The organism is Mucilaginibacter puniceus (genome assembly GCF_054783175.1).
In genome coordinates, this window is record NZ_BAAGRB010000001.1 from 923,328 (window position 1) to 949,086 (window position 25,759).

The window sequence follows — 25,759 nt, forward strand, 5'->3', positions numbered from 1 at the left end:
AGGTACTGTATAAACAAATACAAAGTAATGTCAGGTAAAATTATAAACGCAAAAAAGCCCTACCGAATGGTAAGGCTTTCAAATTAAAGTAGTTTAATTATTTACCGCGTTTAAGCGTTATGTGCATATTTTGGCCGCCAAAGTCAGAATCTATACCAATTGAATCGCCATAAAATTTACCTTTATTGGCAATTGACATATCACCAAATGCAATTTTGAACGAGAAGTTAGTTCCGTCAATTTTACCTTCGGTAATAGGGGTGTCACCTTGTGGTGAAGTTAATGTACCTGTTAACTTGTCGCCTTCGGCTTTAAACACATAGGTCAATGGAAATTCGGTATCGCCATCCGGCCCTTTAACACTACCTACCCATTTGCCGGTTAAATCAGCAGCAATTGCAGCTAAACAAATAATTGCACCACATAAAACTAAAGTGGTGGTTGTAAAAAATCTTTTCATAATAATTTTGATTGTTTGTGTTTCAAAAATAAATAATTATTCAATTAAGTTTATATTCACTGTTAGATATTCAACAGAACGGTTTGTTACTGCTTTAAGTATTTAAATTACGAAAGTGTAGTTAGCCAAAATTCTATGGTGTTGTGTAGTAATAAATAGGCGCATATACCCCTTCGCTTACGGTATAATAATTTCTACCATTAGCCGTAAATCCTATGGCTTCGCCCATTTTTTCAGCTTGATAGGTTAATGTCTCAGGTTTTTTTTGCAGGGTTTGCCAAAGGTGTTCCTTACCCTTACGTTTCCAGTAATAAACCTTGTCATAACTTTTTATCAAAACTCTGTCACCATCTTTTGATATATCGCCCGCGGTTATCCATTTAAAGGGTTTGGTGCCTTCAAAAAATAGTTTACCCCTATAGGTTAAGGTTAATGTATCATTAGGCTTATGCATAATGGGCGATGTATACACGTTTACCGTGTCTCCTCTTTTGGTAACTATGTAAAATAACTTATCTACGGGGTCAATCATTAAAGTTTCAGCATCTTTTGGCCCGTCGGGATATTGCAAATAGAGTTTTTGCGCGGTTAGATTTACTATGCTATCCTTCAACCAGGATTTCTTTTCTTCAAACCGGTAAATGGATATTGCGTCTCTATTAGTTCCATTATCGCCAATATCGCCAACATACACATAGCTTTTTCCTTTAATCGGGCCCGGCCCTACAGCTATGTCTTCGCAATCATCATGGCTATTATTACCATCATATTTAAGTACATGGTGTAATTTTCCATCGGGCGATATCATGAAAAAGCGGCTTTCGTCGCCACTATCATTATGTACATAAAACATATCTTTAAATTGGGCCGATGCGGCTATACCGGATGTTTCGCTCAATGCCCGGTCTGATAAGCGGCCGGATATTGTAATCTGTCTCACAAGGTATTTATGCCTGACGTATGATCCGACAAACAATACCAATACCACAATAAGTAATATGTTTCGTTTACGGATACGGCTTTTAGGTAATTGCATCATATTGTAACAGCAAATTTAGCCATATCATATGTATAACTATAAAAAAAGGCCCCTTAATGGAGCCTTAATACTATACGGTCATTTCCGCATCAGGTTTTGAAACATCGGTAAGGGCAACCTTGCCGCGTTCTTTTCTTAGTATGCGGTTAAATAATGATATCTCTTTATCAAACAAAAAGCGGAAGAATAATTTGGTCCATGACTTATGATAGAAAAGCGTTTCATAATATTGTGGAGCTGTTTTTTTGATCTCGGGCAACTTGTTCCATGGGATAGAAGGGAAGTCATGATGCTCATTATGGAAACCCACATTAAAAGCTACTGCATTTAATCCGCCATAATAGCTGTAAGTTTCCTGTTCAACACTATGGGTTAAATAGTGCTCTTGTACCCAGCGTGCGCCAAGTGGGTGCAAGCCTACCGAGAAGGAGAAGCTTAACAATAAATAAGCTAAAGCCGGCCATCCCATAAAATAATAAATGGCAGCGGTAAAGGCTGCACATGCCAATATATTGGTTACTATCCATATATCGAACGTTTGTATCTCGCGTAACCTTGAAAGGCGGAATACCTGGAATAACGGATAAAACAACAACCACAAAGCTTTACCCAAAAATGAATTATTAATAAGTTTAGCTTCCCATTTATTAGGTAAATCGGCATCTAACTCATGTACACCCTGAAAAGAGTGGTGCTTAATATGATAACGTTCAAATGATATGGAACTTGGAAAAATTTGCGGCATATTGGCAAAAATACCTGCCCAACGGTTAGCCGATCTGTTTTTAAACAAAAGCTGATGGGCACACTCATGTATCATTACAAACAGCGCATGGTCTGCAAAGGCGCCTAATAAGTAAGCTGCTCCAAATATTAACCACCATGACTGATCGCGAAGCAACCATGCCAAAACCAATTGAAATGCAACCAGGCCAATTATGGCGAAGATAGTATTTGGATTTTTACCAATAAGGTTACGCAGGTTAGGATGTTCTTTTAATATTTCCTTGGTGCGTAAACGATGCGGTTCAGATATTTGTGAATAAACAAAATCAGTTCTTTTTGCCATAAAAATTTTTAGTCCAGTTTCAATAATTTAAGTTAAAATATAGGAATGGTTATATGGTATTGCTATAAAATTAAATAACTTAATTTTCAATAATAAATATAAATTTTTAAATATGATGATATTATTTGTTATAGTCTAAATACCAATCTGTTATGTAAGCTTATTTATAACGGCTATAAGACTGTGATATTACTCCTAATAATTCTTTTTAACTTGCTGTAGTTTACAACAAGTTGTTTACAATATTATTATTAATCAATAATTACATGTGGTGGATATATGCATTACTATCAGCGTTTTTTGCAGCGCTAACAGCCATTTTTGCAAAAATTGGCATTAAAGGAGTTGACACCGACCTGGCAACTGCTATCAGGACGGTAGTAATTTTATTACTGGCATGGGCATTAGTATTTATAAAAGGCAGCAATCAAACTTTAGGTACATTAACCAAAACTAACTGGACATTTATTATCCTATCAGGTTTTGCAACAGGTTTATCATGGATATTTTATTTTAAAGCTTTACAAATAGGTAAAGTATCCCAGGTTGCACCGGTTGATAAATTAAGTGTTGCCCTGGCCATTATATTGGCGGCCATTTTTTTAGGCGAAACACTTACCTTGAAAAATAGTATTGCTGCTATATTAATTATTTGCGGGACATTGGTTTTAATCTTTTAATAAAAAAGCTATTTGATGAATCTAACCCCGCGCCGCAAAAAAGTACTGACCTATATTTTAGCGTTAATCATAACAGGCTTTTTTTTACTTACCATATTTGTATCTTTTTTTCCGGCATCATACATTGACCGCGAATTTTCTGAAGAGGTACAGGAGTTTCAGTATCCTTTTTTTGACCGGATAATGAAATTGGTAAGCTATCCGGGCTATATGCCCTATGCACCCATTATGGTTGTAACAACAGCGGGTGGTTTTTATATGAAGAAATTTAAAAGGGAGGCGGTAATTTTATTGCTCACCATGCTATCTGGTTTAGTAAGCACCATAGTTAAATACCTGGTAGACCGCCCTCGTCCTGCCGCAGATTTGGTGAAGATAGCCTTGCAAACTCATCAGCAAAGTTTTCCCAGCGGGCATGTAATGTTTTACGTGATATTTTTTGGGTTTATGACATTGCTGATGTATTGGATTAAAACCATAAACAGAACATGGCGAATAGCAGCAGGTGGTTTATGCATGGCATTGATATTTAGCATTCCTGTATCGCGTATATATTTAGGGGCGCATTGGTTTACTGATGTGCTCGGTGGCTTCTTATTGGGTATTTTAGGCCTATATATATTGGGTTATTTTTATTTAAAAAACCAGCAACAAGCTAAATAGTTATAGTGTTATTTTTGCATTTGTGACTAAAATCTCCAACGCCCAATTAAATGCTAAAAAAATACGGTTGGCAAATACCGTATTTTATTTTATATCCGGTTTTGGTTATGCTACCTGGGCATCGCGTATACCCAGCATACAACGAGAACTTAAATTAAACGAGGCGGAGTTAGGCGCGCTGTTATTTGCTATGCCCATAGGTTTAATGTTTACGCTGCCTATAACCGGGCGCATTTTGAGCACTTATAGCAGCCGGGCAGTAATGCTTTTTGGCGCTTTGTTTTTTAGCATAGTATTAAGTTTAATTGGTTTTAGCAATACCATGTGGCAACTGGGTATAATGCTTTTTTGTTTGGGTTCGGCACGTAACCTCTTAAATATTTCAACCAATGCGCAGGGTGTAGCTGTGCAAACCTTATATCCTAAATCTATTATGGCCACCTTTCATGGGGTTTGGAGCCTGGCCGGTTTTGCGGGCGGGGCGGTTGGTTCAATAATGGTATATTATAATATAGCCGCCGCCTATCATTTATTGATGGTAAGTATTTTAATGGTGATATTTTCTGCCTGGTTTTTTTCAGGCACCATGTACCAGGAGCCAATACCTCAAACTAATAAAAAACTGATATCATTACCCGAAGGGCCATTGTTGAAGCTGGCTTTTATATGTTTTGCCTGTATGGCCTGCGAAAATACGATGTATGATTGGAGCGCTATTTATTTTGAAAAAGCGGTAAACGTACCGCACGATACTGCAACGTTTGGCTTTGTGGCGTACATGATAGCTATGACCACCGGCCGTTTTTTAGGCGATACCGCGGTAAATAAATACGGAGTTAAATCAGTATTAAACTATAGCGGCATTTTTATTTTTAGCGGATTGATGATATCGGTTATTTTGCCTTATACTATAGCCGCCGGGTTAGGTTTTATTTTAGTTGGTTTAGGTGTATCATGCATTGTGCCTACGGTATTTCAAATAGCGGGGCGGTCAACAAAAATGAGTAGTGGTACGGCATTGGCCTCTATGTCAACCATCGGATATTTAGGTTTTTTACTGGTACCGCCGTTAGTTGGTTTTGTGGCCCAGGCAGCCAGTTTAAGGTGGTCATTTGGTATAATAGCTTTGCTGGGTGCATTAGTTGTTGTTTTAGTAAGAACCATTAAAGATTAAAACTCAAAAATCCAAACATTTTAAGTATAAATCCGTTAACTGATCATAATCATTTTTGTTATGGGGACCGGTGCAGTTAAACACTATAAATTTATAAATAGTAAAACGGGCAACGTGATCTATTACCACTCGTTAAGCATTACGTTAACGGCTGAAGAATTAAAGGTTGAATTAGAAAAAGTAAAAAACCGCGTAGCTACTGAAAACTCTATTTTTGGCGGCACCATTTATTGGGAAGAAATAAAACCCGATACTAAGTAATATGCTTATTTTTTTGTATTAAAAGCATAACTTTGATCTATACCTTCCAACCAAATAAACTACTATGGCACTTATTGAACCGGTTAAACAGGATATTTTGCATCCTGTAAAAACAAAAAAATATTCAAGTTCGTTGCGTTTTTGGCATTGGGCAAATGCTTTAATAATTAGCGGGTCGTTGTTAACAGTGTTGTTAAATTCAACTGTTTTAGATGATCATAACACTGCCGGGTTTATGAAGGAAAGCTTTTTAAAAGCAGGGGCTAACCTAACTGACAAACAAACCAATAGTGTTGCACATGCACTTAGTGACAGTGTATGGGGTATACATATTTATTTTGGTTATGCTTTAACCTCGCTATTATTATTCCGCATTATTTTAGAGTTTTTTCAACTGGCCGACCAAAAGTTTATCCGGGTTTTTAAAAGTACTTATCAACATTATATAAAAACCAAAAAGCAAAGAGAATTGGCCCGGCATGATCTTGTAGTGAAAACTATTTATGCTTTATTCTACATAGTACTTATTCTTTTATCAGTAACCGGTTTGTTTTTGGCCTTTGAAGACTTTTTTGAGCCTTATAAAGCGTACAGGCACTCAATAAAAGAGTTTCACGGGTTTTGCATGTATCTGGTATTAGCATTTATTGCCGTGCACTTAATAGGCGTATTTTTAGCCGAACGAAAGGATAGCAAAGGCATTGTATCAGATATGATAAACGGCGGTGGAAAGTAGAGATATAATACTTTGTGTCTCATTTTATAAATATCATAAAAGAAGCAAAGTATTGCGTCTTTATTTTTTTATGAGGTAAACCTTATCCAACACTTTATTGCGATTGGCATAATTTATAAAATCAGGCAAAATCTGCTCCTGCGGATAGTTAATAAAATCCTTTACAATTTTAAAATCTACATGATTTTGGTTTAAATAATCCAACGATGCCTGGTTAACATAAAACAGGGCATCGGATGAATTTAAATCGCCAAATTTTTCTAATGGCATATAACCAACAGGTTTATTACAGTAAAACTGGAAAACGTTATTTTGCATTTTAACAGAATAAACCGGGATGGCTGATGGAAGTTTTTTGTTGATGAATTTAGCTGCCTTTATTTGTCCGTTGTAAGCCGAAACCTCTTTATACAACACCGTATTCAAATAAAAATTAGCAAATATTGTTACCGTACAGGTTAACATAAATACTTTTTGTGGGATGAATTTGATTTGGGTAATTATTAATAATATCAACCCAAAAAGTAATACACAATCTATATTAAATAGCAGGCTGCTATCAGGCTTTGAAAAATAGTTGATAACCAATATGGCTATAGGAAGCAGGGCAATATATAACCATTGGCTTATCAATCTTAATTTTGATTCTATACCTTCCAGTGGCATAGCACAATAGGGTGCCAAAATAATAGCAAACAGGGGGAAAACAGCATTAGTATAAAAAGGCAGTTGAAACCGCGATAGCGAAAAAAGGATAAGTAGTAACAACCCGCCGCTCAGGGTATAATATTCGGCTAATGTTTCTTTTTTAATGATGTTTTTTATCCGCTTATAAAGCGCGAAATAAAACAGCAGGCACCATGGCGCAAAAGCCCATAATAGGGTATGGACATAAAAAAATACATCGCCACCTGATTTATGGATGATGGGCCCATTATTAACAAAACGCCCAAACTGGCTATCCCACAAAAACCATTTAATGCCTGATACACCGTTGCGTTCAAATACCAATTTTTCGGGATGCAGGTCAAACTGGATGTAAAGCGTATATAATTCGGGTAATACAAAAATTAAGGTGAGCAGGTATAAGCCAATAAACTTTAAACTAAACAACTGCTTCAGCCTTTTTTGAAATATTAGCTGACCTAACAAAGCGCCGTAAATAGCCACAATTACAAATATACCCTTGGTCATGATTGCGCAGGCAGTGAGTAGGGCGGCCAACAGTAAGTCGGTTAATTTAAATCGGTCGTGCAGGTTAGCTATATGGTAAATGCTGCCAATTATTAAAGCCAGCAAGTAAGGCTCGGCACGTACATCCACATTACCCATAAAGGCATATTGTGCGGTTATTAGTATGAGTACCGCCGTAGCTGCAGTATTAACTGTATAATATTTACGGGCAAACAAAAAGGTATATAATAAGCCTAACGCAAAAAATAATAAAGCCGGCAGGCGGTAGGCCCATACGCTAACGCCAAATACCTTAAAGCCAATGTACGCCATCCAAAAAGGGAAGTGGGGTTTGTCCAGCCAATCCTGCCCATAGGTAAATAGCTGCAAAAAATCATTTTTATACAGCATATTTTTAGCTATTGATGCATAAAGTCCGGGGTCGTCGGTAAAAAAATCAACGTTAATACCGATTAGGTTTACCATTATTGCCGTGGCAAACAATACGATATAAACCAGCTTAGTGTTATCCTTCATCAATTAAAATAAAGTGTAATAATAAGTGTTTTGCATGAGGGTATAAACAAAAAAAGCCCCTGTCTCTCGACAAGGGCCAAAAACTCACAACAATTGTTTAACCTTTCGGCTATTCCTAATTGCAATGTGAATTCAGGTATATAACATGGTAACTAACCAATTGGTTTTATATAATTAAAAATTTAGTGTTAGGTAATATTATTGTGTAAATATATGGTAGTGTGAATTTTCACGTTATATTTGTTTAAAACCAATCAATAAAAATATTTAATCGATCATGAAAAAATCATTTCAAATTAAAGCATTAGTGGGCTTTTTAGTGGCCTTTTTTGCAGTAACAGTAGCCTTTGCTCAAGAACCAGTTAAAATAAAAGGTGCCGTAAATGAAGTTGCTACAGGCAAAATAGGCAACGCAGATGTTACTATAAACTACGGCTCTCCATCGTTACAAGGGCGTAAAATATTAGGCGTTAAAGAGCCTTATGGCAAGGCATGGCGTGCTGGTGCAAACCAAGCCACTAAAATTACTACCACAGCTGAGTTGAACGTTGGCGGACATAAATTACCTGCAGGCGTGTATAGTGTATATATGGTTCCGGGAGAAACAGATTGGAAAGTTATCTTTAACTCTGCAATCCCTTCGTGGGGTATTAATGCCGGTGGTGTTGCTAATGACCCAACTAAAGATCTTTTTGCTGTAAACGTTAAAGCAAAAAAAGCGGGCCCAACTGAAAAATTAAGATATGAAGTTAGGCCAAACGGTATTGCCTTAGTTTGGGAAGACGTAGAGGTTTTTGTACCTGTTAAGTAAGTAAAAAATTATATGAAGAAGCCTCCCAACCTGGGGGGCTTTTTTTATGGGGTAAGGCTATATATTTGTAAACCATGCGCTATCGCTTTAATAAAAATACTTTGCAGGGTAGGATATTTATTATTCTGCTTTTGACATTTGCTATTTATTTATTGATGCTGTTTGCCAACTATCCGCAAGCCGTTGAACGGTATTATTCAACAGGCCTATATCCCGCTATAAGTTGGGTAATGCATCCGGTTTTAAATTTGTTTCCCTTTAGTATTGGCGATATTATATACCTACTGGTTATTGGCTACCTGCTGTACAGTTTTATACGCTTTGCTTACAGGATTTTTAAAGGAAGGTTTAAGCTGATAGCTTTATCCTTAACAACTTTAGTAATAGGAATACAATTAGGTATTCTGGCTTTTTATCTTTTTTGGGGGATGAATTATTTTCGCCCATCAGCGGCTGAACGGCTAAACCTGCGCGATACCAGCTATACTACCGCGCATCTAATTAATGTTACCTGTATGCTTATTGATAGTGCCAATGCAACGCGTGCCCGTTTAACTACTGCGGATAGCACCCAGAATAATAAGGCGATTTATAAAACAGCAATAAGCGCGGTGAAAAATATATCTGATGACTCAATAAATTTTCGTGCTTATAGCCCCCGCATAAAATCATCATTGCTCACGCCGTTGCTCAATTATATAGGGACATCGGGCTATTTTAATCCCTTTACCGGCGAGGCGCAGTTAAACTACCAGATGCCCTATTTTGCACGGCCCATGGTAGCCTGTCATGAAATGTCGCACCAAATGGGTTATGGGCCCGAAGATGAGGCCAGCTTTGCGGGCTATATAGTGGCATTAGGGTCAAAGGATAGGTTGCTGCGCTATTCGGCATTTAACAATGCGGTTAATGAATGTATGCATGCCCTGCGTGGTAGAGATACTTTGGCTTTTAAAGAATTACGCACCCACATATCTGCCCCCGTTCGTCATGATTTTTACCGGGAGCGTTTTTACTGGTTATCCTTTCACGGCAACGCAACACTATTAAGCGGTTATTTGTATGACGATTTTTTAAAAGCCAATAACCAGCCGCAGGGTTTACGCACCTATAACCAAATGGTGTTGTTATTAATGAACTGGTACAAGGAATAACTACAGGTACTGCGATATAATTTGCTGCAATGGCGCGGCTTGTACCACGCCGCTTTGGCGCCACTTGGTTTCGCCTTTTTGAAATATCATCAGTGTAGGTACACTTTGTACATTGTAGGCACGGGCCGCAGCAGGGTTTTTATCAATATCAATTTTAATAATAGTAACCTTATCGCCTAAATTACTTTTTACTTGTTGCAGTATAGGCGGCATCATTTTGCACGGCCCGCACCACTCGGCCGAAAAATCAACCAGTACCGGTTTTTCTGATGCTATGATTTCCTGGAAGTTTGCCATAATAATATGTTTATTGTATAACTACAATCAGGAATAACAAAAGTGTTAATAATTTATTGTTATGAAGTAAACTTTTTGATCTTGGTCAACAAGTCATTCATTTCAAACGGTTTGGCCAAAAAATCATCGGCACCGGCCGCCAGGGCCGATTCTTTAACATCCTTGCTGGCCGATACCATTATAACCGGTATGTTTTTAGTTAGTTCTGATTGCTTTAATTTTTTGCAAATATTTCTGCCATCTTCTCCCGACATCCATATATCTAACAATAACAGATCAGGCAGTTCCATTTTCATATCTAAAACTGTTGATCCATCAATGGTTGAGGATACCTGGTACCCTTCAAATTCTAATAGTAATTCAATCGCGTCTACAATACCCGGGTCATCATCTGCTATCATTATTTTTTTAGATGTGTGGCTCATGTTATCAGATAGTATCTTGTTAAAATGGTCTGGCTTAAATAATGTTGTTTAAACACCAGGTGTTGCAATTGGTTTTCTGAAAAAAAGCAAATTTAGTAATCTAACTATGATGTACTTACGCAATTTTAAAATTTATAGTTTTAGGATAAAATATAAATTTATAGGATAAGTTTAATTATTTTAGTACGCGTTTCAAAGTGTTAATAACTAAAAATAGCACACATTTAAAACAATTTTATTTTTTTAAATATTTATAGTCTGTATTAAGGCGGATAGCCTTTATTAGACGATACTAAACTAATTTATTGAATGACGAAATCAACAAAAAAGGTTGTAACACACCCCTTATCGTTATTGCCAAAAACACTTACCGGGATAACCGGGTTGGATGAGATCACCTCTGGCGGTTTACCTAAGGGCAGGCCTACATTAATTTGCGGAGAAGCCGGGTGCGGTAAAACGTTAATGTCGCTGGAGTTTATTATACGTGGTGCAATTGAGTTTAATGAGCCCGGTGTATTTATGGCTTTTGAAGAAAAAAGCGATGAATTGGCTATGAACGTGGCTTCGCTTGGATTTGACCTGAAAAAATTACAAGACCAAAAGAAGGTACGTATAGACCATGTACATATTGATCGTACTGAAATTGAAGAAACCGGCGAGTATGATCTGGAAGGCTTATTTATTCGCCTGGGCCACGCTATTGATAGTATAGGCGCTAAAAGAGTAGTACTGGATACGCTGGAGAATTTATTTTCGGGTTTAAAAAATCAAACCATATTACGTGCAGAGTTACGCAGGCTTTTTGGCTGGTTAAAAGATAAAGGTGTTACAGCCATTATAACCGGCGAACGCGGTGATGGCACAGCTTTAACCCGCCAGGGATTGGAAGAATATGTATCTGATTGTGTGATACTGTTGGATCATAGAGTAACCAACCAGATATCAACCCGCAGGCTACGTATTGTAAAATACCGCGGATCTATACATGGCACCAACGAGTATCCTTTTTTAATTGATGAGGAAGGAATATCGGTATTGCCGGTAACTTCATTAAAACTTGCCAAAGAGGTATCATCTGAAAGAGTAAGTACCGGTATTTCGGCTTTAGATAGTATGCTGGATGGTAAAGGCTTTTTTAGAGGGAGCAGTATTTTAGTTTCGGGCACAGCCGGTACAGGTAAAACCAGTATAGCTGCATATTTTGCCAATGATGTTTGTGAGCGTAAAGAAAGATGCCTGTATTTTGCTTTTGAAGAATCGCCACAACAGATCATCCGTAATATGAAATCTATCAGCGTTGACCTGCAAAGGCATGTTGATAAAGGTTTATTGGAGTTTCATGCTTCGCGGCCAACCTTATATGGCCTGGAAATGCACCTGGTGTCTATGTATAAACTGATCAAAAAGTTTAAACCATCGGCAGTGGTGCTTGACCCTATAACCAATTTAGTCACTGTAGGATCAGTAAGTGAGGTAAAATCAATGCTGGTACGTTTGATAGACTTTTTGCAGGAAGAGCAAATTACCGTAATGTTTACCGCTTTAAGTTTAAACAATATTGTAAATGAACAAACCGACGAGGGTGTATCATCATTGGTTGATGCCTGGGTACTGGTAAGAGATATTGAGTTTAATGGCGAACGTAACCGCGGCATGTATATCATGAAATCGCGCGGTATGAAACACTCCAACCAGGTAAGGGAGTTTGTTATTACGGATAAAGGGCTTGATTTGGTAGATGTTTATTTAGGCCCTCAGGGGGTATTAACCGGCTCGGCAAGGGAAGCACAGCAACTGCATGAACAAACAGGTGCCGCATTACGTGATAATGCCATGAGCCGAAAAGACCGTGAAATATCGCGTAAACGATCAGTACTGGAAGCCAAAATAGCCAGTTTGCGAACCGAGTTTGAATCTGTTGAAGAAGAATTAAACAGAGTATACCAGGAAGATGAGCTGATCAAACAAATAGCGGATAAGACCCGCGATGAAATAACCCAAAGGCGTAAATAAATCCTGATAACTATGAAAGCAGAAGCAAAAGCATACGAGTTAAGGTTATACGTAGCAGGTAAAACGGCAAAATCAGTAACCGCGTTAAATAACTTAAAAAAGTATTGCGAAGAGCATTTAAAAGGACGGTATAAAATTGAGGTAATAGACCTTTTAGAGCAACCCCAGTTGGCCGAAGGCGACCAGATTTTTGCTATACCAACATTAGTACGCAAAGTGCCGGAGCCTATACGCAAAATTATTGGCGACCTATCAAACGAAGAAAAAGTATTAGTGGGATTAAACATAATACCTACAAAAAACATATAAATGAGCGAGCAAGAACCAGTGCCCGAAAGTAGCGAAAGCTTTGATGCAGATACCTATAAACTTCGTTTGTTTATTACAGGCGCGTCTACCAATTCAACACGTGCCGTAATAAACCTGCGGGAGATATGCGAAACGTATTTAAAACAGAATTATGAATTAGAAATTGTTGATGTGCACCAGCAACCGCTGCTTGCTCAAAGTGAAGAAATAGTGGCCCTTCCTTTGTTGATTAAAAAATCGCCCGGACCCGAAAGAAGATTAATAGGTGATATGTCAAATACCGCGAAGGTATTGCGGGGCTTAGGAATAGCAACAGATAATTAATGGAAAAGGCTAAACCAACATATGATGAATTGGTAAGCGAAAACACAGAGTTGCGCTTTCAATTAGAGGAGGCTAATGATACTATTGAAGCCATCCGCACCGGGCAGGTTGACGCGCTTATAGTACAGGGCGATAACGGCCATCAATTATATACGCTAAAAACCGCCGACCAAACTTACCGCATGTTCATTGAAAAAATGAACGAAGGCGCGGTTACACTTAACCGCGAAGGAATTATACTTTACAGTAATTTCCGTTTTGCCGAAATGGTAAATATGCCATTAGAGAAAGTAATAGGCCTAAGGTTTGATACATTTATTCTGAAAGAAGCACGTGAAGAGTTTTATAAATTGATTGAAACTGGTTGGGAGAAGGAATGTAAGGAAGAGATATTATTAGTTCACAATAAACGCTATACACCATGTTTGTTATCATGCAACACTTTGGAGTTGGATGAGGGCACAGCGCTAAGTTTGATCTTGACCGATCTGAGTGTTCAAAAAGAGGCAGAGCGTCAACTAAAAATTAATAATGAACAGCTAATTATAGCTCAAAATGCTACCGAAAAGCTGAATGATGAATTAGAAGATACTGTTAAAAGCCGTACGGCTGACCTGTTATTAAGCCGGGAACACTTTAAGCTATTGGCCAATAACATTCCGCAAATGACCTGGACAAACCTGCCCGATGGCAAGGTGAATTTTTATAATCAGCAGTGGTTTAATTATACGGGCCTTAGTTATGAAGATACACAAAAAAAAGATTGGAGAAAGGTTGTTAATCATCCGGATGATTACGAACTCACTATACAAAGATACAATGCCGCAATAAAGGCAGGAACTGTTTTCGAGATGGAAAACCGTTACAGAAGATATGATGGCACCTATCGCTGGCATTTAAACAGGGCAGTGCCCTTGCGTGACGAGAAAGGCGAGATAGTTTTTTGGGTAGGTACGGCAACTGATATTGAAGACCAAAAGCAGGAAATGGAGCGTAAAGATGAATTTATAGGTGTTGCCAGCCATGAGTTAAAAACGCCGTTAACCAGTTTAAAAGGGTACCTGCAATTAATAAGTTATAAAAAAGGCGAGTTGTCGCCTGCTGTTAAACAATATATAGATAAAGCCATAGTAGCTTTAAACAAATTGCAAAACCTGGTGAATGACCTGTTGGACGTAAGTAAAATAAACGCCGGTAGGTTAGAATACAATATGGAGCCGGTTAATTTGACGGAGTTGCTTAAGGCTTGTATTGAAAATGCTAAACATGTTTTTCCATCTTTTGAATTTATAAATAATGTTGAAGGTGAATTTATGGTAAATGGAAATGCCGAGCGTTTAGAACAAGTTGTGATGAATTTAATAAACAACGCGGTTAAATATTCGCCCACCAGCCGCACGGTTATAGTTAAAGCCAGCCAAAATGATAACAATGTACGTGTTTATGTAACCGACTTTGGTATTGGTTTATCTGACAAACAACAGCAACGTATTTTTGAGCGTTTTTACCGTGTGGAAGATAAAAAATACATGTCAAGCGGGTTGGGCATGGGCCTGTATATATCGCAGGAGATCATCAAGCACCACAATGGTAAAATAGGCGTACAAAGCGAATTGGGCCAGGGCTCAACTTTTTATTTTGACTTGCCCTTAATCAAATAATTACTCTATCGTTTGTGGTATAATAGCGCCAAATTTCGCCTCGTAATCTTTGTGTTGTGCCTGCAGCTTATTGAATAAGGCTGATTGTCCATATTGTTTTGTTGAATCTATCATCCAGGTAAGCAGTTGCATTCCATACTGTATCTCGCCTGTATTTAGTAACCTGCTGTTTTTTTGAAGCAGGTAGTAGTTGTAATCTAACTGCTCAACAATAAAATTATCAATACTGTTCATCATTTTTGTTGCCATCACATGATCATGTAGTTGCAAAGCGGTTCGGGCAATAAAATATTTGTTAGCGGTAACATGAAAATCAATGTCAAGGTCGGGCATTACTTCATCATATTTATGCAGTACTTTAAGGGCCATATCATTTTTACCTTCTTTAATAAGGCTTTTAGATAAACTATAAAAAGTCGACATTAAAACCGGGTAAAACATGGTTCTTGATTCATGGTCCAAATACCGCGCATTTTTATAGTTGCCAAACTTAAACTTGTTCATCACATTGTTATACATTACAGCAGTATTGGTTTTTTCTAACTGGTCCGTCAATGCTGTATCGGGCCTTAACGGTAATAAGCGATAGGTAAACCCTTCTTTATATAAGTAGGGCTGTAACCCTTTTAAATTGCTGAGACCCAAGGTAGTTGTAAAGCAAATGGGGCGTTTCCAGTTGTTATGTGCCAATATATCCAAAGTAGCCAGGTCGTCTTTCATTAAAAAATTACCTGTAAAAGTCCAGTTAACAGTGTCAGTTATTCTGTCTTTTTGATCAGACGTTACTACGTTGTTTTTAAGCACATCGTCTTTATTTACCGTTATCTTAAATTTTTTGGTAGGTAAAAAGTTGGCGTAATTACCGCTTTGGTATTGCACCATGGCGCGTTCATCATCAGATGTTATAAAGTCAAATACCTCTTTAAGTTCTGTATATCCGGGTAGGTTGGAGTCATTAAAAGCTAAAAAGTCGCGTGTGCCATCCTTATATTTTTTAAAAGGCATGGTAATAGGCAGCGGTTCAGATTGGTTCATTTTATACTGCATCTGGTGTATGTACCAATCGCCGGTAAACAAGCTCAGGTTCACAATGCGTACATCAGGACGTATGTTTTCTACCTCCTGAACATACCATAATGAGTAGGTATCATTATCGCCATAGGTAAACAAAATAGCGTTTGGCGGGCACGATATTAAGTAATTATAGGCCATATCATGTGCGGTCCATTTGGTTGAGCGGTCGTGACCCCGCCATTCTTGTTTAGCCATTACAACAGGTGCTGTTAATAAGCAAACAACCGTTGCCGCAATAGCAGCGTTTTTAGCGGATAATCTTTTCATCAGGAAATCGGCTATGGCAATAACGCCCAGGCCTATCCATATAGCAAAAGCATAAAATGAGCATACGTACGAGTAATCACGCTCACGTGGCTGTACCGATGGCTGGTTTACATATATAACAATAGCTATCCCGGTAAAAAACCAAAGCAGGGCTATAATTAAGGCATCACGTTTTTTACGTTTAAAATGATAGATCATTCCTATCAAACCAATAACCAATGGCAAGCCATATAGCGGCATATAATTGGTGCCGTTTAAAATATATTTTGGTACCTGGCGGGCCTTGTCAAAAAAGCCCGTGGTCCAGTCGCCATCTACATAACCATATAAAAACGAGCTAAATACTTCCTGTCCCTTCATTTCATTGATGCGGCCGGCAAAGTTCCAAAAGAAGTACCTGAAATACATTTGGTAGGTCTGCCAGCTAAAAAAGAAACCCAGGTTAGTAGCAAAGGTTGGGCTCTCGCCTTCACCAATTTGCATCCATTGGCGGTAAAACATCGGGTCCTGTCCATCATCGCTATACATACGCGGAAAAATCGTAGTCCTGTCGTATTGTAATTTTTGCTGTTTACCGGCTAATTCATATTTGGTTTCGCCTTTGCGGTATATATTGGCACCCTCTTCCTGGCCGGTAACTTCCGAGTCAAAGTACGGGCCGGTAAATAACGGGGTTGAGCCGTATTGATCGCGGTTTAAGTAGCTATTAAGTGTAAAAGCGTTATCCACATGGGTGTTATTTAAATTGGTATTTGCCGTAGCGCGGATAGGGATATACACAAACGAGCTATAGCCAAAATAAATAAAGGCCACACATAAAAAAGCCAGGTTAAGTACAGGTTTATTTTTACGTATGCTAAATATGATACCCGCAACCAATACCGCAACCAGCAGTACAAAAAATACTATGGCGCCTGTATTAAAACCAAAGCCCAAGGTATTAACAAAAAACAGGTCGAAATAAGCAGCCAGTTTAATAGTAAACTGCCTGATACCAAATTGAACAGCACCCAAAATGGCTATGCTTATTAAAAATGCTATAAAAGCACTTTTTTTATTAATGTTGTTGCTGCGCCTAAAGTAATATACTAAAGTAATAGCAGGAATGGTTAATAGGTTAAGCAAGTGTATACCTATTGATAAGCCTACGATATAGGCAATAAATATCAGCCATTTATCGGCACCCGGTTCGTCAGCATGCGCATCCCATTTTAAGATGGCCCAAAATACAATGGCGGTACATAGTGCAGATAGGGCGAATACTATAGTCTCCACCGCCGAGAACCAAAACGTATCTGAAAAGGTAAAGGCCAAAGCGCCCACTAAACCGGCACCCATTATTAAAGTGGTGCGTATATTTTCGGGAAGATCATTACGGTCACGTAATAGTTTTTTGGCAAAGGCGGTAATGGTCCAAAATAAAAACATAATGGCCGCCGCGCTTGCTATGGCCGAACCCATGTTGGTGAAATAAGGTATTTTGGTATTATCGCCAAATGATAGCAGCGAGAACACTTTACCCAGCATAGCAAACAATGGATAACCCGGCTGGTGCGATACCTGTAAACGATAGGCGCAGGATATAAACTCGCCGCAATCCCAAAAACTTACAGTAGGCTCTAAAGTTAAAATATAGGTGATAGCGGCTATTACAAAGCAAAGCCAGCCCAGCAGGTTGTTAATTTTTTTGTACTCCATTGTATGCGATAAACGGGTTTTTAAACGCCGTAAATATCATTGATTTTTTACAACTTGTATTACAAATTAACACCTAAGGCCAAACTTTAACACAATTTAACGCGGAATGTTAAAAAGGTGTAATTACCTTTTCTTTTTCAAGGTGATAACCGTAATCTCCGGCCATATACCCAGCCTGCCCGAGAATGCCAGGAAGCCAAAGCCACGGTTTACATACAGGTAACGGTTTTTCTCATTCACCAACCCCGCCCAATCCAAATAGCGGTATTGTACCGGGCTCCATCTTACACCGGCAACTTCAACACCAAATTGTGCGCCATGTGTATGGCCCGATAGCGTTAAATGTATATTTTCTTTATGATAGCGCACCTGTTCTTCCCAATGGGTAGGATCGTGCGATAACAGTACTTTAAAAGCATTGCTGTCAACTCCACGCAAGGCTTTGTTTAGATCACCCTCCTGTTTAAAGCCGCGCCCCCAGTTTTCTATACCGATCAAAGCTATTTTTTGGCCATCTTTTTCAATTTCTACATTTTCGTTCAGCAATAACCTCCAGCCCAATTTACCGTGCATGCTTTTTAGTTTTTCCAGATTGGCGGCTTTAGCCTCTTTGCTGTCCCATTGTATATAGTCGCCATAGTCATGGTTACCTAATATAGAAAACTGCCCGTAGGGCGACCTTAATTGGCTGTAATTGGGAATGTATTGCTCTATCTCTTCTGCCACGTTATTCACTACATCACCGGTAAAAACAAACAGGTCGCTTTTTTGGGCTTGTGCCAGGTCAATGCCGCGCTGCATGGCATCTGCATTATCAAAACTACCCGAATGGATATCTGATAATTGAGTTATGGTAAAGCCGTCAAACGCATCGGGCAGGTCATCATAATATAAAGTGGTGCGGTGTACTTTATAATCATACTTGCCCCGTACCATAGCATATAAAAACCCGAAGAATGGAAAAGCGGCAATAAGTATGGCCAACTCACTAATAAACTTACGTCGGTCTGGAAAATAAGGGTGGCTAACTTCAGCACCCGACTTACCAATATTAGTAGCTATCCCCACAACAAACCGCCCAAAATCGCCCAGCGATAATACCATCACGAAAACAACTTTGGTTACAAAGAAGGTTAAAAACAAGCTCAGCATCCATTCATGGAAAGGCAACATGCCCTTGGCCGTGCTAAAGCTGCCAAACCCGCCTATGAATAAAACAGTAATACCAATAGATATAATTAGATAGCCGTATAACACAGCCAACCTTGCACGTTGCGATTGCCAGTCGGCAGTAAACGTTTTAAGACCCTTAAAAACGTACCAATCCAATAGCAGGCTTATTACTGCAATAATTATAAATACCCTAAAAAAACCACCTCTGTGCATAGTATTGCTTATAAAGCCCGCAATTTAGAAAAGGAAAGGTAATTGCAGGGTAAAATTTAAAGGACAAACAATTACTTTTTCTTTTTTGCCATAACAGTTTGCCAGGCAGTGTGCAAGGCATCTTCCAACATTTCGCGGGGTACTTTATCTAATTCAACAAATGTACAGCCCTGCAGGCCCCATTTATTGGGTACGGGGTAAATTATAGTTGGGTCAAATGCAGAAAATGCGGATTGATCTATGAGCGATAATTTTACCATTACCAGCCTCTCTTTTTCCCACAAGGTAGCAAATATGCGTTTGTTGGCTTTAAAGGCCTGTTTGTCAAAATGAGGATGCTCGGTAGTACCGGGCAGGGCCAGGGCAATTTGGCGGGCTGTTACTATATCAATCATCAAATCGAAGATAAACAAAAAAGGCCCCGATTTTCGGAGCCTTTGTATTTATTACCGACGTTTATAATGCGGGCGGACATAAACCACCCTGTGACGTACAGGTATATAATGCCTTCTATATACTACTACCGGGCGCCTGTATACTACCGGTGCAGGGGCATAAACTACCGGGGCAGGCCTATGTACAACAACCGGACGATATACAACCGGGGTTCCAATATTGATACCAACACCAACCCTAACCTGTGCATTTGCTACTTGAAATGAGCAGGCTACTATTAACGCGATTATGGATAATTTTATAGTTTTCATAGTCTTAAATTTTATTAAATAACGCTAATCGTTATTTGTATTGGTATGACATTTTACCAATTAAATAGTTTAATAAAAATTTAAGATTTATGTATAAATTATAGCTAACTCGTTATTTATCACCCTCATAAAATAACAGTTTGTTCCGCATGTTCCTGATATCTTCATTTAATGCCTCCACCCGTTGCAATAAATGACTAATAGCCTCAATGCCCGCAACGTTTATTTCAAGGTCATGGTGCAGGCGTATCATACGTTCCAGTTTTCGCAGTTCTGTTTCGGGGATGTAGGGTGTTTCATCCACGGTATCTATCTTTACCAGCCCCGCCTCATGTAAGGAGTGGATGAATGTGTGTTCAATTTGATGATAGCCACAAAAATCTTTAATTGTTATTAAATGCCTGGTTGCCATAACAGTGGTTTTTAAGGTTATGATTTTGCTATTTCTTCAAATAGCTTTTTTTGTTTGTCGGTTAGGTTGGCAGGTATTTGCATATCATAGGTAAGATACAGGTCGCCAAACTGATCTGCTTTTTTATAAACTGGTAAACCTTTGCCTTTTAGCTTTACTTTAGTACCATTTTGAGTTTCGGGTTTTACTTTAACTTTTACTTTTCCGGTTAGGGTTTCGGCTGTTATCTCGCCACCCAAAATAGCGGTGTATAAATCAAGCTTAATGGTTTTATATAGATCGCTGCCCTGCCTTTTAAATCTGGGATCATCAGTAACGCTAAATTTAATGAATAGGTCGCCGCTTGGCCCGCCATTTACACCCGGGCCACCATGCCCGGCAATTTTTATGGTTTGTCCGTTCTCTATCCCTGCGGGGATGGTAATACGAATGTTTTTACCATTAACTGTAAGTGTTTGCTTATGTGTTTCGAGCGTATCAGTTAAATTGAGTTGCAGTTGCGCATTGTAGTCCTGTCCGCGGTATCTTGATTGCCGCCCACTGCCGCCTTGCCCACCAAACATCGACTGAAAAAAATCTGAAAAATCACCACTGCCGCCGTAATCTTCAAATCCGCCGCTCTGACCACCGTAGTTATACTGTTGGCGACTTTGCTGCTGCCTGGCCTGTTGTTCATAAGCCTCGCCATGCTGCCAGTTCTCGCCGTATTTGTCGTATTTTTTGCGCTTTTCAGGGTCGCTTAATACTTCGTTGGCTTCGTTCAATTGCTGGAATTTTTTATGCGCCTCGGCATCATCCGGGTTAAGGTCCGGGTGGTATTTGCGCGCCATTTTGCGATAGGCGTTTTTAATGTCTTTATCAGTTGCGTTTTTATCAACGCCTAAGGTTTTATAATAGTCAATAAAGGCCATATTGTTTAGTTGTATATACTAAACTTTAAAGATAGGAGAATGGTTTTATAAATGTATGACGGTGGTCACACTTAGCACTATAAATCGGTTACACGTGTGCGCCGGCGCTTAACAAAATTGCGGATATCCAGTACGATACCTGCAAATAAATAAGCTATCAGCGGGAAACCAACCGCCAAAAAAGAAGAGTAAATAAAAAACAACCTGATCTTAAAAATGGATATGTTTAAACGCTCGCCCAAATAGGTGCAAACCCCAAAGGAATATCGTTCAAAAAAGGTAATTATACGCTGTAACATATTACGCTAATTTTAGTATCTGATTACCAACGCTGCATTGCAGGCATTTCTTATAATTACAATAATAGTTTTTTAATTCCAATAATGCCTGCGTTTCAAAAGCCGAATTGGCTTTTATGCCCAAATTATCAAAATCAGCCACAATATTATTCTGTTCGCCGGGTAAATTTTCTAATAATTTCAAGCTCCTGTCCATAAAGTGTTGCAGCTGATGATGCTTACCATAGCTGAACAAAAATAGTACCAGTGTATTTAACAACAGGATATCAATAGATGCCGTGCCCAGGTTTTTTGAGGAGGGTTTAGATGGTTTATCAAATCTATAATGATCTTCCCAGTAAGGGTTAACCTTTATATCAGCAAATAAATGGCGTAAGCCTGCAATATCACGCGTATCCAATACTTTTGAGAGCAGGTGATTACTATTTACTATCAGTGCGGCAAACTGTGCCAGCCTAATGGTAGGGAAATTTTGCGGGCGCATGCGCATAAACTTCCATAAATGGGTTTCAATAGGAGTAAGGCTATATTTTTTCCGCAGGAAATCATACTCTGTTTTGAGCGATCGCGGATACACATCTTCAAAATCCTCATTTAAAAAACCAGCCTGCCCAAATACCAGTGCCTCAATTTGCAACGGATTGTTTTTATGTTTAGCCAGGATATTTTGAGGTAATGATTTTGCCATCAGCTCGAAAGGGATAGCATTCACTTTAAACCCAAAGTTAGCCGCCAGGCTTTGATAGAAAGTTTCTTCCCAATCTCCCCGGTTGTTTTGCAAAGCAGCGTTTACCGCTTCCGATCGTTTCTCTAACCTGTCAATTAATATCCGCGTAAACCAGGTACGCAGGGTAAAATCATCTACGGTACGTATGCTGTTTTCGCAGGGGATAATGCTTTGATTGCCGTATATTAAATGATGGTAACGGTTATACAGATCAGCCGGGATACGGTCCTTCAACTCTAAAGTTGGCACTCGTCTGCCATCCGCTAAAACCAGTGGCATATCATCCCGATAAACCACATGCAATATCACATTATCATAAGCACTGTCGGTAGAGTGGTTATGCTTTTGCCAATCTGACGAGGAAAGATGCAGCTCCACATTGCCTGCCCAGGTAGTGTCGCCAATTTTTAGCCTTGCATTATGAAAATCGGGCCCCGAATCGGTATTATGCAATCCTGCCGAATATACTTCAATGGCATCACCTGTAGTAGTTTGTAAGTCCACCCGGTCAAACAACCGGAACTTCCACACGTAATGCAAAAAATCTTCGGTAAAAAGCATGAGCTAATTTAGTGATTAGTTAATTAGAGAATAGTGATTAGTTGTTGAAATTTTTCAGGGTCAGTCAAACTTACATCAACCCAGCTACTACATTTATGCTCAATGCTACTATAGCTGTATTAAAAATAAATGATATGATAGAGTGGAATAGCGCAAGTCTGCGTATTGAGCGCGAAGATATTTCTACATCTGATACTTGGAACGTCATACCAATTACAAAAGAGAAGTACACAAAGTCCAAAAAATCAGGTTCTTCTTCGTCCGGAAAATTAAGGCCCTGATTAGGCTTAGTTTTACTTGTTGCTTTATCAGTACCATAATATAAATGAGCATAACGTAAAGTAAATATGGTATGCACTAACCACCAGGAAACTATTACAGAGGTAAGCGATAATATCACCGGGAATGCCACTCCATCTCCTGATTGTCCTTTGGTAGATTGAAGCAATAGTATTATAGCACCCAAACTCATTATAGCGGCTACAATTACAAATAAAAATATGAGTGTGCGGCTTGAATCTTCAAGGCCGGCTATTTTGCGTACTTCTTTGGGGTGCGAACTAAGGATAAGAATCCAGTCCATAATTAAAACAATGAGCGCAAAAGCTTGCCACGTCAATAATATAGTTGCCGGGGTTTCATTATGCTGACTGGAAAAATAGCAAGCTATGCCGCTGGAAACGGCGGCAATTAATAAGCGGTAATGCGCGTCAAGCCTGAAAAATACCTGTTTGTCTGATCTGGCCATTTGTTTTGATTAACCATAGCAATATACTTAATCCTCTTCAACAATTTCGGCCACGCGGCCAACTTGACCGTCCTCTAATCGCACCTTGATGCCACGCGAATGAAATGCCGAACTGGTAAGCAGGTCCTTTACAATACCACGCGTTAATTTGCCTGAGCGTTGGTCTTTTTTCAGGATGATATCAACCTCTAAGCCGGGGTATATATCTTTTCTGTTTTGTCCGTTCATTTTGGTCCTAATTGTCATTTCGAGCGATAGCGAGAAATCTATACATAGATATTAACGATTGCATAGCGAGTGTATAGATCTCTCACTATGTTCGAGATGACAATTATAATTATTACTTGATTAACTTCGCTACCGCCCAACTCACTTTATCAAAATTAAAGCTATTAACCAACGCGGTCATAGCAGCGCTAATTTGCTCATTGCCCAAGTTGCCTATACTACCTTCATGAGTGTGGTTAACTGTTTTATAAGGATTAAATTCGCCTTTTTCAATAGCTAAACCCACTTGTTTATAAGCATCACGGAAAGGGGTGCCGCTTAAAACCAAACGATTCACTTCTTCTACGCTAAACAGGTAGGCATATTTAGGGTCGTCCAGTATATCCTCTTTAACGGTGATATTTTGCAGCATAAAGTTGGCCATATGCAGGCAGTTCTTTAAATCTGTAAACGCCGGGAATATTAACTCTTTCAATAACTGTAATTCCCGGTGATAGCCTGACGGTAAGTTAGTGGTCATCATAGCCACATCATTAGGCAGGGCCTGCAAACGGTTGCACTTACCGCGCATAATTTCCCAAACATCCGGGTTCTTTTTATGCGGCATAATACTGCTGCCGGTGGTTAAGGTATCCGGGTAGCTTACAAAAGCAAAGTTCTGACTCAGGTACATGGCCTGGTCCATTGCCATTTTGGCTAATGTGGCGGCTATACTTGATATAGCTTGGGCGATAACCCTCTCGGTTTTACCGCGGCCCATTTGGGCGTAAACTACGTTATAATTCAGGCTGTCAAAGCCCAATAACTCCGTGGTCATGGTCCTGTTCAACGGGAAGGATGAACCATAGCCCGCAGCTGAACCTAATGGGTTTTTATTAGTGATCTTATAAGCCGCCAACACCATTTCCATATCGTCAATAAGGCTTTCGGCATAAGCACCAAACCACAACCCGAATGATGAGGGCATGGCCACTTGCAAATGCGTATAGCCGGGTAATAGAACGTGTTTATGTTTTTCGCTAAGTTCTATTAACGTTTTAAATAACTCTTCCGTTTCATGAACTACTAATTGCAGTTCGTGCCTGAAAAAAAGCTTCAAATCAACCAGCACCTGGTCATTACGCGAGCGGCCGCTATGTATTTTTTTACCGGCATCGCCAATGCGTTTGGTTAACAGCATCTCTACCTGCGAGTGTACATCTTCTACACCCGGCTCAATAGTAAAGTCGCCTTTTTCAATATCGGCATAAATGTTTTTCAACTCGCGCTGTACCTGTTGCAGTTCATCAGCGCTCATTAAGCCAATGCTTTGCAGCATTTGGGTGTGCGCCAACGAGCCCAGTACATCAAACGCGGCCATTTGATGGTCAAACTCCGTATCACGGCCAACAGTGAAGTTTTCTACCAGTTCATTTACATTCGTAGTTTTTTGCCAAAGCTTACTCATAATGCAAATATGGTGATATTTTTTATTTAGCTGGGCGAAGGGTGTTATTATTACAACTTTCCTTTATAAACTGAAATTTTTGGAGTTATCGAGCCAATGTTGCTAAATAAAAATTTCTTGTCCTGGGCATCTAAAACAAAAGAATCCGTACTCAACCATTTAACAAATTTTAATCCTGCAATCTCACCTTTTAAATTAAAAGCATGCCAAAAAGCATCTATATCAATTTCTCGTTTATCAACAATTTTAATATCACCACCTTCTTCGCCCATTGTTAATGTTTCAATAATTAGGTCGTCATATATTTCGGATGTCACAATTATCACCCTATATGCTTTATATATTTTACCACTTTCGCTAGTACTACCAGCAGTAAGATATGTGATATAGTTATAATAATTTTTATTTATTACGTTTTTGGTTTTGATGTTAATGCTTTGTCCTGTAGCAACCACAGAAGAAATTATTAAAAAAAGAAAAAGGGGCAGTTTTTTCATATCAAGCA

At 38.9% G+C, this 25,759-nt stretch carries 29 protein-coding genes; 11 read left to right on the top strand and 18 right to left on the bottom strand.

Annotated elements, in window-relative coordinates; genetic code table 11:
• Positions 1-97 precede the first annotated feature (97 nt).
• From ACYVJ6_RS04340 to ACYVJ6_RS04350, 3 genes are all read right to left on the bottom strand, one after another.
• Positions 98-460, bottom strand: a complete 363-nt coding sequence (locus ACYVJ6_RS04340) for a hypothetical protein (RefSeq protein ID WP_460692803.1) — start codon at positions 458-460, stop codon at positions 98-100.
• 133 nt (positions 461-593) lie between these two features.
• A complete protein-coding gene (locus tag ACYVJ6_RS04345) occupies positions 594-1,499 on the bottom strand; it encodes a hypothetical protein (protein ID WP_460692804.1) in 906 nt (301 codons plus the stop codon).
• A gap of 70 nt (positions 1,500-1,569) precedes the next feature.
• Positions 1,570-2,568: a fatty acid desaturase gene (locus ACYVJ6_RS04350; protein WP_460692805.1), complete on the bottom strand. Its 999-nt coding sequence runs from the start codon at positions 2,566-2,568 to the stop codon at positions 1,570-1,572.
• Between the two features lie 266 nt (positions 2,569-2,834).
• Here ACYVJ6_RS04350 and ACYVJ6_RS04355 point away from each other — a divergent pair, with 266 nt between their 5' ends.
• From ACYVJ6_RS04355 to ACYVJ6_RS04375, 5 genes are all read left to right on the top strand, one after another.
• Positions 2,835-3,248, top strand: coding sequence for an EamA family transporter (locus ACYVJ6_RS04355; RefSeq protein WP_460692806.1), 414 nt, complete (start codon positions 2,835-2,837; stop codon positions 3,246-3,248).
• A 15-nt stretch (positions 3,249-3,263) separates the two neighbouring features.
• Complete coding sequence (locus ACYVJ6_RS04360) at positions 3,264-3,911, top strand: phosphatase PAP2 family protein (protein WP_460692807.1); 648 nt, start codon at positions 3,264-3,266, stop codon at positions 3,909-3,911.
• Positions 3,912-3,933: 22 nt separating this feature from the next.
• On the top strand, positions 3,934-5,085 hold the full coding sequence (locus ACYVJ6_RS04365) for an MFS transporter (protein ID WP_460692808.1): 1,152 nt from the start codon (positions 3,934-3,936) through the stop codon (positions 5,083-5,085).
• Between the two features lie 60 nt (positions 5,086-5,145).
• Positions 5,146-5,346, top strand: coding sequence for a hypothetical protein (locus tag ACYVJ6_RS04370; protein ID WP_460692809.1), 201 nt, complete (start codon positions 5,146-5,148; stop codon positions 5,344-5,346).
• Between the two features lie 64 nt (positions 5,347-5,410).
• Positions 5,411-6,082, top strand: a complete 672-nt coding sequence (locus ACYVJ6_RS04375; RefSeq protein ID WP_460692810.1) for a cytochrome b/b6 domain-containing protein — start codon at positions 5,411-5,413, stop codon at positions 6,080-6,082.
• A 60-nt stretch (positions 6,083-6,142) separates the two neighbouring features.
• Here the strand turns inward: ACYVJ6_RS04375 and ACYVJ6_RS04380 are convergent, their stop codons facing one another.
• Positions 6,143-7,792, bottom strand: a complete 1,650-nt coding sequence (locus ACYVJ6_RS04380; protein WP_460692811.1) for an ArnT family glycosyltransferase — start codon at positions 7,790-7,792, stop codon at positions 6,143-6,145.
• Positions 7,793-8,069: 277 nt separating this feature from the next.
• Here ACYVJ6_RS04380 and ACYVJ6_RS04385 point away from each other — a divergent pair, with 277 nt between their 5' ends.
• Together ACYVJ6_RS04385 and ACYVJ6_RS04390 are read left to right on the top strand one after the other, a co-directional pair.
• Positions 8,070-8,603: a DUF2911 domain-containing protein gene (locus ACYVJ6_RS04385; RefSeq protein WP_460692812.1), complete on the top strand. Its 534-nt coding sequence runs from the start codon at positions 8,070-8,072 to the stop codon at positions 8,601-8,603.
• A gap of 74 nt (positions 8,604-8,677) precedes the next feature.
• On the top strand, positions 8,678-9,757 hold the full coding sequence (locus tag ACYVJ6_RS04390) for a DUF3810 domain-containing protein (protein WP_460692813.1): 1,080 nt from the start codon (positions 8,678-8,680) through the stop codon (positions 9,755-9,757).
• Here the strand turns inward: ACYVJ6_RS04390 and trxA are convergent, their stop codons facing one another.
• A complete protein-coding gene (trxA, locus tag ACYVJ6_RS04395) occupies positions 9,758-10,054 on the bottom strand; it encodes a thioredoxin (RefSeq protein WP_460692814.1) in 297 nt (98 codons plus the stop codon). It abuts the gene before it with no gap.
• A gap of 59 nt (positions 10,055-10,113) precedes the next feature.
• Positions 10,114-10,479, bottom strand: a complete 366-nt coding sequence (locus ACYVJ6_RS04400) for a response regulator (protein WP_460692815.1) — start codon at positions 10,477-10,479, stop codon at positions 10,114-10,116.
• Between the two features lie 309 nt (positions 10,480-10,788).
• Between ACYVJ6_RS04400 and kaiC the strand changes: the two genes are divergently transcribed.
• The 4 genes from kaiC to ACYVJ6_RS04420 are packed head-to-tail and all read left to right on the top strand — an operon-like array spanning position 10,789 to position 14,789.
• Positions 10,789-12,495 carry a circadian clock protein KaiC gene (gene kaiC / locus ACYVJ6_RS04405; protein WP_460692816.1) on the top strand — a complete coding sequence of 569 codons (1,707 nt, stop codon included), beginning with the start codon at positions 10,789-10,791 and terminating at the stop codon, positions 12,493-12,495.
• Positions 12,496-12,507: 12 nt separating this feature from the next.
• Positions 12,508-12,804, top strand: a complete 297-nt coding sequence (locus tag ACYVJ6_RS04410) for a circadian clock KaiB family protein (protein WP_460692817.1) — start codon at positions 12,508-12,510, stop codon at positions 12,802-12,804.
• Positions 12,805-13,128, top strand: a complete 324-nt coding sequence (locus ACYVJ6_RS04415; RefSeq protein ID WP_460692818.1) for a circadian clock KaiB family protein — start codon at positions 12,805-12,807, stop codon at positions 13,126-13,128.
• Positions 13,128-14,789, top strand: a complete 1,662-nt coding sequence (locus ACYVJ6_RS04420) for a PAS domain-containing sensor histidine kinase (RefSeq protein ID WP_460692819.1) — start codon at positions 13,128-13,130, stop codon at positions 14,787-14,789. Before ACYVJ6_RS04415 ends, ACYVJ6_RS04420 begins: the two co-directional genes overlap by 1 nt.
• On the opposite strand, the gene ACYVJ6_RS04425 is transcribed toward ACYVJ6_RS04420, so the two are convergent.
• The 12 genes from ACYVJ6_RS04425 to ACYVJ6_RS04480 form a co-directional block, all read right to left on the bottom strand.
• Positions 14,790-17,828, bottom strand: a complete 3,039-nt coding sequence (locus ACYVJ6_RS04425) for a glycosyltransferase family 117 protein (RefSeq protein ID WP_460692820.1) — start codon at positions 17,826-17,828, stop codon at positions 14,790-14,792. It lies immediately after the preceding gene.
• A gap of 123 nt (positions 17,829-17,951) precedes the next feature.
• Positions 17,952-19,214, bottom strand: coding sequence for a metallophosphoesterase (locus tag ACYVJ6_RS04430; RefSeq protein WP_460692821.1), 1,263 nt, complete (start codon positions 19,212-19,214; stop codon positions 17,952-17,954).
• A 71-nt stretch (positions 19,215-19,285) separates the two neighbouring features.
• Complete coding sequence (locus ACYVJ6_RS04435; protein ID WP_460692822.1) at positions 19,286-19,609, bottom strand: MmcQ/YjbR family DNA-binding protein; 324 nt, start codon at positions 19,607-19,609, stop codon at positions 19,286-19,288.
• Between the two features lie 51 nt (positions 19,610-19,660).
• Entirely contained in the window at positions 19,661-19,921 is a 261-nt protein-coding gene (locus tag ACYVJ6_RS04440) for a hypothetical protein (protein WP_460692823.1), read from the bottom strand.
• Between the two features lie 112 nt (positions 19,922-20,033).
• A complete protein-coding gene (locus ACYVJ6_RS04445; protein ID WP_460692824.1) occupies positions 20,034-20,333 on the bottom strand; it encodes a chaperone modulator CbpM in 300 nt (99 codons plus the stop codon).
• A gap of 17 nt (positions 20,334-20,350) precedes the next feature.
• Positions 20,351-21,244 (bottom strand): DnaJ C-terminal domain-containing protein, encoded by an 894-nt coding sequence (locus ACYVJ6_RS04450; protein WP_460692825.1) that lies wholly within the window; start codon positions 21,242-21,244, stop codon positions 20,351-20,353.
• 77 nt (positions 21,245-21,321) lie between these two features.
• The gene (locus ACYVJ6_RS04455) at positions 21,322-21,543 is read right to left on the bottom strand and encodes a PspC domain-containing protein (RefSeq protein ID WP_460692826.1); all 222 of its coding nucleotides are present in this window, start codon (positions 21,541-21,543) and stop codon (positions 21,322-21,324) included.
• A gap of 1 nt (position 21,544) precedes the next feature.
• Positions 21,545-22,831, bottom strand: a complete 1,287-nt coding sequence (locus ACYVJ6_RS04460; protein ID WP_460692827.1) for a DUF2851 family protein — start codon at positions 22,829-22,831, stop codon at positions 21,545-21,547.
• A 70-nt stretch (positions 22,832-22,901) separates the two neighbouring features.
• Positions 22,902-23,579 (bottom strand): DUF1345 domain-containing protein, encoded by a 678-nt coding sequence (locus ACYVJ6_RS04465; protein ID WP_460692828.1) that lies wholly within the window; start codon positions 23,577-23,579, stop codon positions 22,902-22,904.
• A 27-nt stretch (positions 23,580-23,606) separates the two neighbouring features.
• The gene (locus tag ACYVJ6_RS04470) at positions 23,607-23,807 is read right to left on the bottom strand and encodes a YwbE family protein (protein ID WP_460693295.1); all 201 of its coding nucleotides are present in this window, start codon (positions 23,805-23,807) and stop codon (positions 23,607-23,609) included.
• Positions 23,808-23,919: 112 nt separating this feature from the next.
• Entirely contained in the window at positions 23,920-25,254 is a 1,335-nt protein-coding gene (gene argH, locus ACYVJ6_RS04475) for an argininosuccinate lyase (RefSeq protein WP_460692829.1), read from the bottom strand.
• 50 nt (positions 25,255-25,304) lie between these two features.
• A complete protein-coding gene (locus ACYVJ6_RS04480) occupies positions 25,305-25,751 on the bottom strand; it encodes a hypothetical protein (protein WP_460692830.1) in 447 nt (148 codons plus the stop codon).
• Between the last annotated feature and the right edge of the window lie 8 nt (positions 25,752-25,759).